A 12798-nucleotide genomic window follows, 5' to 3' on the forward strand; every position below is an offset into this window, starting at 1 on the left:
ACCCTCGGCGGCTGTCAAGATATCTTCGTAATTAATGATTAGATGAGACCAAGGCGAGGGTCAGGTGGATCAGCTTATGCGCCGGCTTGATGGCAAGAACGCGCTGGTCACCGGCGCGATGGGCGGGATCGGCGCAGCCATCGCCAGACGACTCGCCGCCGAGGGAGCGGCAGTCGCGCTGCTTGACGTGGCCGACTCGACCCCGCTGGCCGGCGAGCTGACCGCCCGGGGCAACCGAGCACTGTCCGTAATGGGCGATGTCAGCGATGAGGCCGACTGGTCGACCGCCGTGGCGGCGGTGCACGGCAGCCTCGGCCCGGTGGACATCCTGGTCAGCACCGCGTACGCCGTGCAGGTCGCCCCGGCACACGAGACCAGCCGACAGTCCTGGGACCACCAGCTCGGGGTCAGCCTCACCGGCTCGTTCCTCGGCGTACGCGCCTGTCTGGACGATCTGCGGGCACGCGCGGGCTCGGTGGTGCTGATCTCCTCGGTGCACGCGCTGGTCGGGCTGCCCGGGCGACCCGCGTACGCCGCGGCCAAGGGCGGCCTCGTCGCGCTCGGCCGCCAGCTCGCCGTGGAGTACGGCCCACAGGTGCGGGTCAACACCGTGCTCCCCGGGCCGATCCTCACCGACGCCTGGGCCGAAGTGTCCGAAGAGGACCGTCGACGCAGCGTCGCGGAGACCGTGGCGAAGCGGTTCGGCACGCCGGACGAGGTGGCCGCGACGGTGGCCTTCCTCGCCTCACCGGACGCCGCCTACGTCACCGGCGCGAGCCTGGTGGTGGACGGTGGCTGGACCGCGGTGAAAGCCTCGGCCTGAGAGATCGATACCGACCAGCGAGAAGGCCAGGAGAGCATTGGCACAGTACGCACGCCGCGGCGTCCACGGGCAGACCGTCGAAGCCATCGCCCGCCGCATCCTCACCGGTGAGATCCCCGCCGGGGCGACCCTGAACATCGTCGCGCTGCAGGAGGAGTTCGACGTCAGCCTGACGGCGCTGCGCGAGGCGCTGAAGGTTCTCTCGGCCAAGGGCATCGTCGACGCCCGGCAGAAGCGCGGCACGTTCGTCCGGCCGCGGGCGGACTGGAACCTGCTCGACGGTGACGTGATCCGCTGGCAGTTCGCCGAAGGCCCCCACGAGCGCCTGCTCGACCAGCTGCACGAGGTCCGCGCCATCATCGAGCCGGCCGCCGCGCGGCTGGCCGCCACCCGGGCCACCGAGGACGACATCGCCGCGCTCGACCGGGCGCTGGTCGAGATGGCCGAGGCCAACGGCGACCCCGCCGCCGCCGTCGCCGCCGACCTCTCCTTCCACCGCGCGCTGCTCGCCGCCACCCACAACGAGCTGCTGGAGCGCATGGAGGTGGTGATGGAGACCGGGCTCGCCGAGCGGGACCGGCTGGTGCACGGCGGCGCGCCGCACGACGACCCGGTGCCCAGCCACCGCGCCGTGGTCGACGCGCTGCGGGCACGCGACGAGACGGCGACCGAGACCGCCATGCGTGAGTTGCTGGACAAGGCTGTCCGCGACGTCGAGAAGGCACGGGGACAGAGGGGCAGTCAGTGAAGATCGAGCGGATCGAGACCTTCCTGGTCGCGCCACGGTGGTTGTTCTGCCGGGTGGAGACCGACGACGGGCTGGTCGGGTGGGGTGAGCCCGTGGTCGAGGGGCGCGCCGAGGTGGTGCGCAGCGCGGTCGAGGTGCTCTCCGAATACCTGATCGGCGAGGATCCACTCCGGATCGAGCAGCACTGGCAGGTGCTCACCAAGGGCGGCTTCTACCGCGGCGGCCCGATCCTCTCCAGTGCGGTCGCCGGCCTCGACCAGGCGCTCTGGGACATCGCCGGGCAGGCGTACGGCGCACCGGTGCACGCCCTGCTCGGTGGGGCCGTCCGGGACCGGGTGCGCATCTACTCCTGGATCGGCGGGGACGAGCCCGACGAGGTGGCCGACGCCGCCGCCGCGCAGGCCGCCGCCGGTCTCACCGGGGTCAAGATGAACGCCTGCGGGAGACTGTCTGCCATCCCCACCTCCGCCGAGGTGGACGCGGTGATCGGCCGGGTCGCCGCAGCCCGGGAGGTGCTCGGCCCCGACCGGGACATCGCACTGGACTTCCACGGCCGGGCCGGGCTGGCCGCGATCCGCCGGATCCTGCCCGAGCTGGCCCCCCTGCGTCCGTTTTTCGTGGAGGAACCGGTCCTGCCCGACCAGGCTTACCACCTGCGCGACATCGTCGCCGGTACGCCGATCCCGGTGGCCACCGGGGAACGGCTCTACGGCCGCTCCGAGTTCCTCGGCCCGTTGCAGGCCGGGGTCGCCGTGGTCCAGCCGGACCTGTCACACGCCGGCGGGATCTCCGAGGTGCGCCGGATCGCCGCGCTGGCCGAGACGTACGGCGCGTTGCTGGCCCCGCACTGCCCGCTCGGCCCGATCTCCCTGGCGGCCAGCCTCCAGGTGGCCTTCGCGACGCCGAACTTCCTGATCCAGGAGCAGAGCATCGGCATCCACTACCACTCCGGCTCCGAGCTGCTGGACTACCTGGTCGACCCGGAGCCGTTCCGGTTCGTGGACGGGCACATCGCCCGGCTGGACCGGCCCGGCCTGGGCATCACGGTCGACGAGGCGGCGGTGCGGCAGGCCGCGCGTACCCCACACGCCTGGCGGAACCCGGTCTGGCAGCACCGCGACGGGTCGTTCGCCGAATGGTGACCGGGGGTGCCGGGCCCGCGCCGGTGCCGCTGCGGGTGGCGTACGACGCGGCACGAGGCGGCCGGTGGACCAGCCTGCGCGGCGGCGGCCGGGAGTGGCTCTGGCGGGGGCCGGAAACCGGCCGGCACGAGGTACGCCCCGACGCCGCGTTCATCGACGCCGGCGGGCTGGAGGAGTGCCTGCCCACCGTGCGCGGCCGGCCCGACCACGGCGAGGTGTGGTCCCGGCCGTGGCGGACAGCCGGTCCCGGAACGGTGGTCATCGAACGCCCCACGTTCACGTTGACCCGCCGGATCACCGACCGGGACGGCGTGGTGGTGGCCGACTACCGGCTGGCCGCTGAGCCCGGCCACCGGTTCGTGTGGGCGGCGCACGCCCTGCTCGACCTCTCCCCCGAGGCCCGTCTCGACGCGCCGGCCGGCACTCCGACCCGGCTGCACCCGGAGGCCGCCGCTCTGCTGTCCCCGGGCACCTGGCCCGCCGGCAGCCCCTGGCTGACCGGGCCCTGGCCCGCGCCGGCTGGGCTGGCGCTGGACACCCTCGGCCCGGACGACGGCACCGCGCTCGGTGCGGTGCTACTCGACTGCCCCCGGGTTCAGGTGACCGACGGCGCCGACCGGCTGACCCTGGAGCTGGAGTGCGCCGACCAACCCCGCAGCACCGCGCTCTGGCGCAACCTGGGCGGCTGGCCCGCCACCACGCCCTACCGCAGCATCGGTGTCGAACCGATGCTCGGCGCCGCCTTCGACCTGGCCGATGCCGGTCCGTCCGACGCGGCGGTCGTTCCGCCCGCCGGTGAGGTCGCCTGGCGGCTCACCCTCTCCGCCCACCGCTTCCGGTAAGGACGCCCGCGATGAACCTGCTCGACGAACTGCGTACCCACCGACTGCTGGCCATCGTCCGCGGCCCCGACCCGGCCGCCGCGCTGTCGGGGGTGCTCACCCTGGCCGAGAGCGGCGTCGCGCTGGTCGAGGTCTCGCTGACCGGGGCCGACGCGCTCGGCACCATCCGGCGGGCCCGAGCCGCCCTCGGGCCGGACTTCGCCCTGGGCGCGGGCACCGTGCTTAGCGCCGAGGACGCCCGCGCGGCGGCCGACGCCGGCGCCGGCTTCCTGGTCACCCCGGCGTTGGCGCCGAGCCTCGCCGAGGGCGGCCGGCTCGGACTGCCGGTGCTGGCCGGCGCGCTCACCCCCAGCGAGGTGGTGCAGGCCAGCAGCGGCGGAGCCACCGCGATCAAGCTCTTCCCGGCGGCCTCGCTGGGCGGGCCCGACTACCTCGGCGCGCTGCGCGACCCGTTCCCCGGCATCGCGTTCGTGCCGGTCGGCGGGGTTGACGCCGACGGCGCGCGGCGCTACCTCGACCGGGGGGCCGTCGCGGTCGGCGTCGGCTCCCCGCTGCTCGGCGACGCCGTCCGCGGCGGCGACCCGGCGGCGCTGCGCGAGCGCGCCGCCGTCTTCCTGGCTGCGGTCCGAGCGTGACCGACCTGCTCACCCTCGGCGAGACGATGGCGGCCTTCCGCGCCACCGGCCCCCTGCGGCTGGGTGGCACCGCCGGGATCTCGGTCGCCGGGTCCGAGTCGACCGTGGCCATCGGCCTGGCCCGGCTCGGCCACCGGGCCGCCTGGGTCGGGGTCACCGGCGCCGACGAGCCCGGCGAGCTGGTCCGCCGCACACTACGCGCCGAGGGCGTCGACCTGACCTGGTCCCGGGTGGACCCGACGGCCCCCACCGGGCTGATCCTCTTCGAGTCCCGGGTCGCCGACATCAACCGGGTCACCTACCACCGCACCGGGTCGGCCGGTTCCCGGCTGCGCCCCGCCGACGTCACCCCCGCCTTCGACCCGCCCCGGCCACCGCCCCGGCTGCTGCACGTCACCGGCATCACCTGCGCGCTGGGCGCCGAGCCGTACCAGGCCGTCGTGGCGGCCGTGCGGCTCGCCCGCGCGGCGGGCAGCACCGTCTGCCTGGACGTCAACCACCGGCACCGGCTCTGGTCCATCGCCGAGGCCGCCGCCGCGCTACGGCCGCTGCTGCCCTCGATCGACCTGGTGGTCGCCTCCGACGACGAACTGGCCGTGCTGACCGACGCCGCCGACCCGGTCGCGGCGCTCCGGGCGGCCGGCGTGACCGAGGTCGTGGTGAAGCACGGCGCCGACGGGGCCACCAGCCACAGTGCGCTCGGCACCGTGCACCGCCCCGCCCGCGTGGTGCCGGTGGTGGACACCGTCGGCGCCGGCGACGCCTTCGTGGCCGGGCTGCTCTCCGCCTGGCTGGACGGGGCCGACGCACCGGCCCGGCTGGACCGGGCGGTCACCACCGGCGCGTTCGCGGTGGCCACCCGGGGTGACTGGGAGGGCCTGCCCGACCGGGCCGAGCTGGCGCTGCTCGACCACGGGCCCGGCGGCACCGTGCGTTGAGCGCCGGTACGGCCGACCGCCGGAGAAGATTCGTTGGAGGAGCGAGATGGAGCTGACCGAACCGACCGCGTGGAGCACGGACCGGTTGGAGCTGGGCGAGGGGCTGCGCTGGGTGGCCGGCCGCCTGGTCCTGGTCGACCTGCTGGCCGGGCGGCTGCTGGAGACCGACGGCGACCGGCCGGGCCCGCTGCGGGAGCTGCGCCGGCTGGACGTCCCACTGGGCGCGGTCGCCCCGGTGGCCGGCAGCCCCGGCGCCTGGCTCGCCGCCGCCGGCACCGGCGTCGCGCTGCTGCCCGCCACCGGTGACCCCCGGCCGGTCGCCGACCTGGTCGCCGGCGGGCCCGAGCCGGCCCGGATGAACGACGCGGTCGCCGACCCGCACGGCCGGTTCTGGGCGGGCAGCATGACGTACGCCGGGGTGCCCGGTGGGGGCACGCTGTACCGGCTGGCTCCCGGCGCGGCGCCGGTGCCGGCCGTCACCGGGTTGACGGTGCCGAACGGTCCGGCCTTCGACGCCGCCGGCACCACCATGTACCTGGCCGACTCGCCGCGCGGCGAAGTCGACCGGTTCAGCGTCGACCCGGACACCGGTGCCCTGCACGGGCGGGAGCCGTTCCTGCGGCTGACCACCTCCGAAGGCGGCCCGGACGGGATGACGGTCGACGCGGCGGGTCACCTCTGGGTCGCGCTGTGGGGCGGCTCGGCGGTGCGCCGCTACCGACCGGACGGCACGCTGGACCGGGAGATCCGACTCCCGGCGAGCCAGCCGGCCGGCATCTGCCTGGGCGGCCCCGACCTGCGCCGGCTCTTCATCGGCACCGCCCGGTACGGGCTCGCGCCGGCCGGACCACTGGACGGCGCGCTGCTCGCGGTCGACGTCCCGGTCCCCGGCCTGCCCACCGCGCTCGCCGCCACGCCGGGCGACGGCTGACCGGAGGCATATCGGACGCCGGGGCGGGAATGACCACCCTCGGTCGGCGTGGGCCCGACCGACCGGCAGGGGGCGAGGCGATGAGATCCGCGCGGCGGGCGTCATGAACGGGCCGGTCGGCGACGAGCCGCTCGGCGAGCTGGAGCTGGTGCACACCTTCACCGGCCCGATGCCGACCGGCGTGAGCGTCTCGCACCGGGGCCGGATCTTCGTCAACTTCCCCAAGTGGGGCGACGAGGTGCCGGCCACCGTCGTCGAGCTGCGCGACGGCCGGGAGGCGCCCTACCCCGACCAGCCGTGGAACGACCCGTCGGGGGATGACGACGCGGGCGCGTTCGTCTCGGTGCAGAGCATCGTGGTGGACCCGGCCGACCGACTCTGGGTGCTGGACACCGGCAGCCCGATGTTCCAGCCGACGAAGCCGGGCGGGCCGAAAATGGTCCGGATCGACCTGGACACCGACCGGGTGGCCCAGGTGATCACGTTCCCGCCGGACGTGGCGCTGCCCACGACGTACCTCAACGACGTTCGATTCGATCTGCGGCGGGGCGAGTCGGGGGTCGCGTACATCACCGACTCGGCGAGCACCGGGCCGAACGGGATCATCGTGGTGGACCTGGCCAGTGGGGCCTCCTGGCGACGGCTGCACGACCACCCGTCCACCAAAGCGGAGCCGCTGACGACGTTCCGCCCGGTGGTCGAGGGCCGGCCCTTCCTCGAGCGGCCGGCGGACGGGCCGCCGAACGCGGTGGGCATGGGCGCCGACGGCATCGCCATCTCGGCCGACGGCACCCGGCTGCACTACTGCCCACTGGCGTCCCGGCGCTGGTACAGCGTGTCCACCGAGGCCCTGGCCGACCCCGGGGTCACCCAGGAGGCGGTCGCGGCGACCGTGGTCGACGAGGGTGACAAGGGCACCGCGTCGGACGGGCTGGAGACCGACGACGCCGGGCGGCTCTACCTGACCTCGTACGAGCACAACGCGGTGCTGCGCCGGCGGCCGGACGGCGAGTACGAGACCGTGGTCCACGACCCTCGACTGCTCTGGCCGGACACCATGTCGGTGGCCGCCGACGGGTACCTCTACGTGACCGCCAACCAGCTGCATCGGCAACCGCAGTACCAGCGGGGGCAGGACCTGCGGCGCCGGCCGTACGCGCTGTTCCGCACCCGGATCGACGCCGGGCCGGTGCTCCTGCTCCGCTGACCGGGTCAGCCGATCGGCAGCGCCCGGTCCAGCAGGTCGAACAGGGCCACCCAGTGCCGCTCGGTGGCCGGCTCGTCGTACGCGGCGCTGTCCGCCATGGTGTAGCCGTGGTGCGCGCCCGCGTACACCTCGGAGCGGTACCGGACGCCGGCCGCGTCGAGCGCCTTCTCCAGCGTCGCGATCTGCTCGGGCGTCATCGACTGATCCTCGTCGGCGTGCCCGAAGTACACCTCGCCGGTGATCGAACCGACGCCCAGGTGGGGGCTGTCCGGCGCGTCGGTGACGATCCGTCCGCCGTGGAAGCTCGCCGCCGCGGCGATCCGGTCCGGGTGCGCCTCGATGGCCCGCAGCGCGTTCGTGCCGCCCATGCAGTAGCCGGTGACCGCCACGGGGCCGGGCCGCACGTCGTCCCGGGCCGCCAGGAAGTCGAGGTAGGCCGCCGTGTCCCGGCTGATCACGTCGGCGGTCAACCCCCTGACCAGCGGCATGATCTTCTCCAAGATCGCGCCGCGCTGGTCCGCCTCGCCGAGGCGGGACAGGTCGAACAGCGGCGCGCGGCCGGCACGGTGGAACAGGTGGGGCGTCAGCACCAGGTAGCCCCGGGCGGCGATCCGCTCCGCCATCTCCACCAGGCGCGGGCGCGGGCCGAACGCGTCCTGGAAGAGCAGCACCGCCGGGAACGGGCCGCCCCCGTCAGGCCGGGTGAGGCAGGCGTCCGCCACCCCTTCGCCGGTCGGGATGTCCACCGTCGTCGTCTGCACCGGGTCCTCCTCGTACGCCCACCGTCGGTCCGTCAGGAACGCTACCCGTCAGGTCAGGTCGCCCCACCGGCAGTCGGCGTGAACAGGGCGTCAAAGATTGGCGGTGGCCCGTCAGAACGGCGTATCGACGGGCGGTCCGCCGTCGCCGACTGGTGACGATGGGTCCATGAGCCCTTGGCGGATGACGCGCTGGGAACGGGGACACCTGCCGGCCGGCACCGAGACACCGTCGGCCCGGGACGGCACACCACGTGACGACCGCCCCGGCCCGCTGGCGGAACCTCGCACGACCGGGTCGGACGAGCCCGAACGTCGGCACGAGGCGCTGGTCAGCGTCCGACTCGGCTCGTCCGCGCCCGGCAGTCACCTGGTGGAGTACCTGCGGCACGAGCCGTGCGTGGTCGCCGCGTGGTGGATCGCGGCCGACGTGGACGCCGTGGTGCGGCTCTCCGCCGACAGCATCACCGTGCTGCACCGGGCCGTGGCCGACCTGCGACGTCGCGCCGGGGTGGAGGTCGTGGTGGCGCATTTCATCCTCCGCGCGCTCGACCTGGCCACGCCGGCGGACCCGCGCGTCGTACGCGACGCTCCGGCCTGGGCGGTGCCCGCAGCATGAGCCGCACAGCCATCGCCCCGCGGATCGTGGTGGGCGTCGACAGGTCGTTCGCCGGGATGCAGGCGCTGCGCCGCGCGGTGCAGCTGGCCCGCCGCGACGGCACTCAGCTGGACGCGGTGCGGGCGTGGGTCTTCGCCCCGACGTGGCGGCCCGGCACGCTGACCTGGCGCTGGCAGGACGAGTGCGACCGGGCGGCCCTGGCATACCTGCGGACCGTCTTCGACACCGCACTGGGCGGCATGCCCCGGGACGTGGCCGTGCGACTGGTGGCGGCACAGGGGTACGCCGGGCAGGTGCTGGTCGACCACGCGCACCGGGAGTCCGACCTGCTCGTCCTCGGCAGCCCAGAACGGGGACGGTTGGGCCGGTCGCGCGGGCACGTCACCCGGTACTGCGTGGAACGGGCCGCCGTGCCGGTCATCGCGGTCCCCGCGCCGGCCTGGGCGCGGGCCGCGACGATCCGCCGCTTCGCCCGCGACCTCGAACGTTTCAGCCGATGACCGTCGCCAGAGCGACGGCACGAACGGAAAGGATCGCCCCGACCATGGACGAGGCCCCGATAATCTATGCCGTTCCGGTGCGGGATCTGCCGGGACGGATGGTGCGGACGGTGCGAACCGGCCGGTCACCGCAGGGTCAGCGGGTGGGCATCGCCTTCACCCGGTCCGAGTTGCTGGTCACCGCGATGGGCGCCGATCAGCCGTGGCAGGAGCTCTGCGAGTCGGCGCTGCGCGGCATGCTGCGTCCGCTCGGCATCGACCGGATCCAGGTCGACCCGCTGCTGGTGGCGCCGCCGCTGGACCCGAGCATCGGCGATCGGGCAGCTCCGACCGTGCCGGCCCGGGGACCAGCCACCCTTGTCGGCCCACGCGACATGATCGACCCGGTCCCGGTCGGCACCGGATCGGGCGCCGGTCAGGGGCGGTAGCGGTAGCCCATCCCGGGCTCGGTGATGAGATGCCGGGGCCGGGCCGGGTCGTCCTCCAGCTTGCGCCGCAGCTGGGCCAGGTACTGCCGCAGGTAGTTGGTCTCGTTCTGGTACTCCGGCCCCCACACGTCCTGGAGCAGCTGGCGCTGGCTGACCAGCTTGCCGGGGTGGCGCAGCAGCTTCTCCAGCACACTCCACTGGATGGGGGTCAGCTTCACCTCGGTGCCGTCGTCCCGCCGGACGGAGTGGTCGGCGAGGTCGACGGTGTGTTGGCCGATCCGCAGCGCGGGTACCGCCTCACTTGACGCGCCGAGCCGCCGGGTCACCGCGCGGATGCGGGCCAGCAGCTCCTCCACCCCGAACGGCTTGGTGACGTAGTCGTCCGCGCCGGCGTCGAGCGCCGCGACCTTGTCCTCGCTGCCGGCCCGCCCGGAGAGCACGATGATGGGTACGGCGGTCCAGCCCCGCAGCCCGCGAATCACCTCGACCCCGTCGATGTCGGGCAGCCCGAGGTCGAGCACCACCAGGTCGGGCGGGTGGCTGGCGGCGGACTTCAGCGCGGCCGCCCCGGTGCCGGCGACGTCCACGTCGTACCGGCGGGCGCGCAGGTTGATCCGCAGGGCCCGCAGGATCTGCGGTTCGTCGTCGACGACCAGGATGCGCGTCATTCCTGCGGCCCCTCCGAGCTGGTCTGCGCGGCGGCGGGCAGCCGCAGCACCATGGTGAGCCCACCGCCAGGGGTGGTCTCGGGGCTGATGCTGCCACCCATCGCCTCGGCCAGACCCCGGGACAGGGCAAGCCCGAGGCCGACGCCGGTCTGGTTGTCCCGGTCACCGAGGCGCTGGAACGGCAGGAAGACGTGCTCCCACTGGTCCTCCGGGATGCCCGGCCCACGGTCGATGATCCGCAGTTCCACCTGGCCGGCGTGCGCGCTCGCGGTCACGGTGGGCGGCTGCCCGGACGGGCTGTACCGCAGCGCGTTCGCGATGACGTTGACCAGCACCCGCTCCAGCAGGCCGGGATCGGCGGTGGCCGCGGGCAGGTCGGCCGGGATGTCGGTCACGACGGCGGCGGCGGGTGGGCCGAGTTCGTCCAGCGCCCGGGGTACGGCGTCCTCCAGGCCGATCGCGCTCGCCGTGATGCCGAGGACACCGGCCTGGAGCCGGCTCATGTCCAGCAGGTTGCCGACCAGCCGGGCGAGCCGGTCCAGCGACTCCTCGGCGGTCTCCAGCAGTTCCGCGCGGTCCTGCTCGTCGAACTCGATGTCGGGGCTGCGCAGGCTGGTCACGGCCGCCTTCGCCGACGCCAGCGGCGTACGCAGGTCGTGGCTCACCGCGGCGAGCAGCGCGGTACGCATCCGGTCCGCCGCGGCCAGCGGCCGGGCGGTGGCCGCCTCCTCGGCCAGCCGTTCCTGGCGCAGCGCTACGGCGGCCTGGGCGGCGAACGCCTCGACGATCCGCCGGTCGGCCGCCTCCAGCCGCCGGCCACTCAACACAACGGTGATCCGCTCGTCCACCGGCACCGCCGTCTCACCGCCGTCCGGCGTGCAGGCCGGCCGCTCGCCGACGCTGGCCACCACGCACCAGGCGCGCTCCTCGCGGGCGCGTTCCGGGCGACCACCGGCCTCCTCGGCCAGCTCCAGCACGCTCACGGCGCGCAGCCCGAAGGTCTCCCGAAGCTGATCCAGCAGCGCGGGCAGCGGGCGTTCGCCGCGCAGCACACCACCGGCGACGGCGGCGAGGGTCTGCGCGTCGGCGGCCGCCCGCGCCGCCTCGCGGGTCCGCCGCGCCGCCACGTCGACGATCCAGCTCACCGCCAGCGCCACGCCGACGAAGACGGCCAGGGCGAGCAGGTTGTCCGCCTCGGCGATGGTCAGCGTGCGGTACGGCGGGGTGAAGAACCAGTTGAGCAGCAGCGAGCCGCCGAGCGCGGCGACCAGGGCCGGCCACAGCCCGCCGACCAGGGCGACCGCCACCACGGCCACCAGGAAGAGCAGGATGTCGTTGGTCAGAGTCAGGTCGGGCAGCGACCTCAGCAGCAGGGTGAGCAGCGGCACGCCGAGCACGGCCAGGGCGAAGCCGAGCAACCGGCGGCGCCGGGACAGCGCCGCCGGCACGGCCCCCGCCCGGCGTCCCCTGCCGGCCTCGGTGTGGGTGACCAGGTGCACGTCGATCGAGCCGGAGAGCGCGGTGGTGGTCACGCCGACGCCCCTGGCGAACAGCTGCGCGAAGCGGCCCCGGCGGCTGGCACCGAGCACCAGCTGGGTGGCGTTCACGCCGCGGGCGAAGTCCAGCAGCGCGGCCGGCACGTCGGTGCCGAGTACCTGGTGGTAGGTGCCGCCGAGGCTCTCCACCAGCACCCGCTGCCGGGCCAGCTGCGCCGGGTCGGCGCCGGCGAGGCCGTCGCTGCGGGCCACGTGCACGGCGAGCAGGTCGGCGCCCTTGCTGCGGGCGGCGACCCGGGCGGCCCGCCGGATCAGCGTCTCGCCCTCCGGGCCGCCGGTCAGCGCCACCACCACGCGTTCCCGGGCCTCCCAGGTGGTTTCGATGCCCTGCTGACTGCGGTACCGGTCGAGCTGCTCGTCGACCTTGTCGGCCAGCCAGAGCAGCGCCAGCTCGCGCAGCGCGGTGAGGTTGCCGACCCGGAAGTAGTTGCCCAGCGCGGCGTCGATCTTGTCGGGGCGGTAGATGTTGCCGTGCGCCATCCGCCGGCGCAGCGCCTCGGGGGTCATGTCGACCAGCTCGACCTGCTCGGCGGCGCGGACGATCTCATCCGGCAGGGTCTCCCGCTGAACGGTGCCGGTGATCTGGGCGACGACGTCGTTGACCGACTCCAGGTGCTGCACGTTGACCGTGGAGAGCACGTCGATCCCCGCGTCGAGCAGCTCCTGGACGTCCTGCCAGCGCTTGTCGTGCCGGGAGCCGGGCACGTTGGTGTGCGCCAGCTCGTCGACCACCGCGATCTCCGGCCGGCGGGCCAACACCGCGTCCAGGTCCATCTCGGTGAACTCGGCGCCCCGGTAGTTCATCGTGCGGCGGGGCACCTGCTCCAGGTCGCCGAGCATGGCCGCGGTGCGCTGGCGGCCGTGGGTCTCCACGAAGCCGATCACCACGTCGGTGCCGCGCGCAGCCCGCCGCTGGGCCTCCTCCAACATCGCGTACGTCTTGCCGACGCCGGGGGCGGCTCCGAGATAGATTCGCAGTTCTCCGCGTGGCACGAAACCATCC

14 protein-coding genes are annotated in these 12798 nt (G+C 74.4%); 11 read left to right on the top strand and 3 right to left on the bottom strand.

Annotated elements, in window-relative coordinates; all coding sequences use genetic code 11:
- Positions 1-76 precede the first annotated feature (76 nt).
- The 8 genes from ACWD5O_RS10135 (at position 77) to ACWD5O_RS10170 (ending at position 7266) form a co-directional block, all read left to right on the top strand.
- Positions 77-823 carry an SDR family NAD(P)-dependent oxidoreductase gene (locus ACWD5O_RS10135; protein ID WP_450085082.1) on the top strand — a complete coding sequence of 249 codons (747 nt, stop codon included), beginning with the start codon at positions 77-79 and terminating at the stop codon, positions 821-823.
- A gap of 37 nt (positions 824-860) precedes the next feature.
- Positions 861-1571, top strand: a complete 711-nt coding sequence (locus ACWD5O_RS10140; protein WP_387323000.1) for a FadR/GntR family transcriptional regulator — start codon at positions 861-863, stop codon at positions 1569-1571.
- The gene (dgoD, locus tag ACWD5O_RS10145; RefSeq protein ID WP_450085083.1) at positions 1568-2713 is read left to right on the top strand and encodes a galactonate dehydratase; all 1146 of its coding nucleotides are present in this window, start codon (positions 1568-1570) and stop codon (positions 2711-2713) included. Before ACWD5O_RS10140 ends, dgoD begins: the two co-directional genes overlap by 4 nt.
- Positions 2707-3555 (top strand): hypothetical protein, encoded by an 849-nt coding sequence (locus ACWD5O_RS10150; protein ID WP_387322996.1) that lies wholly within the window; start codon positions 2707-2709, stop codon positions 3553-3555. Before dgoD ends, ACWD5O_RS10150 begins: the two co-directional genes overlap by 7 nt.
- Before the next feature lie 11 nt (positions 3556-3566).
- Positions 3567-4190, top strand: a complete 624-nt coding sequence (locus ACWD5O_RS10155; RefSeq protein WP_450004487.1) for a bifunctional 4-hydroxy-2-oxoglutarate aldolase/2-dehydro-3-deoxy-phosphogluconate aldolase — start codon at positions 3567-3569, stop codon at positions 4188-4190.
- A complete protein-coding gene (locus tag ACWD5O_RS10160) occupies positions 4187-5128 on the top strand; it encodes a sugar kinase (RefSeq protein WP_387322992.1) in 942 nt (313 codons plus the stop codon). Before ACWD5O_RS10155 ends, ACWD5O_RS10160 begins: the two co-directional genes overlap by 4 nt.
- Positions 5129-5174: 46 nt before the next feature.
- Complete coding sequence (locus tag ACWD5O_RS10165; RefSeq protein ID WP_387322990.1) at positions 5175-6059, top strand: SMP-30/gluconolactonase/LRE family protein; 885 nt, start codon at positions 5175-5177, stop codon at positions 6057-6059.
- A gap of 103 nt (positions 6060-6162) precedes the next feature.
- Entirely contained in the window at positions 6163-7266 is a 1104-nt protein-coding gene (locus ACWD5O_RS10170; protein WP_450085084.1) for an L-dopachrome tautomerase-related protein, read from the top strand.
- Between the two features lie 5 nt (positions 7267-7271).
- Here ACWD5O_RS10170 and ACWD5O_RS10175 read toward each other — a convergent pair whose 3' ends face one another.
- Positions 7272-8027, bottom strand: coding sequence for a dienelactone hydrolase family protein (locus ACWD5O_RS10175; protein ID WP_387322986.1), 756 nt, complete (start codon positions 8025-8027; stop codon positions 7272-7274).
- A 166-nt stretch (positions 8028-8193) separates the two neighbouring features.
- Here ACWD5O_RS10175 and ACWD5O_RS10180 point away from each other — a divergent pair, with 166 nt between their 5' ends.
- From ACWD5O_RS10180 to ACWD5O_RS10190, 3 genes are read left to right on the top strand one after another with little or no spacing between them, the layout of a single operon-like run.
- Positions 8194-8643, top strand: coding sequence for a hypothetical protein (locus tag ACWD5O_RS10180; RefSeq protein WP_449935881.1), 450 nt, complete (start codon positions 8194-8196; stop codon positions 8641-8643).
- On the top strand, positions 8640-9143 hold the full coding sequence (locus ACWD5O_RS10185; protein ID WP_387322982.1) for a universal stress protein: 504 nt from the start codon (positions 8640-8642) through the stop codon (positions 9141-9143). The genes ACWD5O_RS10180 and ACWD5O_RS10185 overlap by 4 nt, the downstream gene beginning before the upstream one ends.
- A gap of 44 nt (positions 9144-9187) precedes the next feature.
- Complete coding sequence (locus tag ACWD5O_RS10190) at positions 9188-9571, top strand: SAV_915 family protein (protein WP_387322980.1); 384 nt, start codon at positions 9188-9190, stop codon at positions 9569-9571.
- Here the strand turns inward: ACWD5O_RS10190 and ACWD5O_RS10195 are convergent.
- On the bottom strand, positions 9559-10239 hold the full coding sequence (locus ACWD5O_RS10195; protein WP_387322978.1) for a response regulator: 681 nt from the start codon (positions 10237-10239) through the stop codon (positions 9559-9561). The genes ACWD5O_RS10190 and ACWD5O_RS10195 overlap by 13 nt on opposite strands.
- The gene (locus tag ACWD5O_RS10200) at positions 10236-12788 is read right to left on the bottom strand and encodes a sensor histidine kinase (protein ID WP_387322976.1); all 2553 of its coding nucleotides are present in this window, start codon (positions 12786-12788) and stop codon (positions 10236-10238) included. Before ACWD5O_RS10200 ends, ACWD5O_RS10195 begins: the two co-directional genes overlap by 4 nt.
- Positions 12789-12798 lie beyond the last annotated feature (10 nt).

The sequence above is a fragment of the Micromonospora sp. NPDC005161 genome (genome assembly GCF_053599855.1).

Bases quoted from the DNA above. Each gene is read 5' to 3' on its own strand.
- ACWD5O_RS10135 (WP_450085082.1), top strand. From the start codon at position 77: ATGCGCCGGCTTGATGGCAAGAACGCGCTGGTCACCGGCGCGATGGGC.
- ACWD5O_RS10150 (WP_387322996.1), top strand. From the start codon at position 2,707: ATGGTGACCGGGGGTGCCGGGCCCGCGCCGGTGCCGCTGCGGGTGGCG.
- ACWD5O_RS10155 (WP_450004487.1), top strand. From the start codon at position 3,567: ATGAACCTGCTCGACGAACTGCGTACCCACCGACTGCTGGCCATCGTC.
- ACWD5O_RS10165 (WP_387322990.1), top strand. From the start codon at position 5,175: ATGGAGCTGACCGAACCGACCGCGTGGAGCACGGACCGGTTGGAGCTG.
- ACWD5O_RS10170 (WP_450085084.1), top strand. From the start codon at position 6,163: ATGAACGGGCCGGTCGGCGACGAGCCGCTCGGCGAGCTGGAGCTGGTG.
- ACWD5O_RS10180 (WP_449935881.1), top strand. From the start codon at position 8,194: ATGAGCCCTTGGCGGATGACGCGCTGGGAACGGGGACACCTGCCGGCC.
- ACWD5O_RS10185 (WP_387322982.1), top strand. From the start codon at position 8,640: ATGAGCCGCACAGCCATCGCCCCGCGGATCGTGGTGGGCGTCGACAGG.
- ACWD5O_RS10190 (WP_387322980.1), top strand. From the start codon at position 9,188: ATGGACGAGGCCCCGATAATCTATGCCGTTCCGGTGCGGGATCTGCCG.
- ACWD5O_RS10195 (WP_387322978.1), bottom strand. From the start codon at position 10,239: ATGACGCGCATCCTGGTCGTCGACGACGAACCGCAGATCCTGCGGGCC.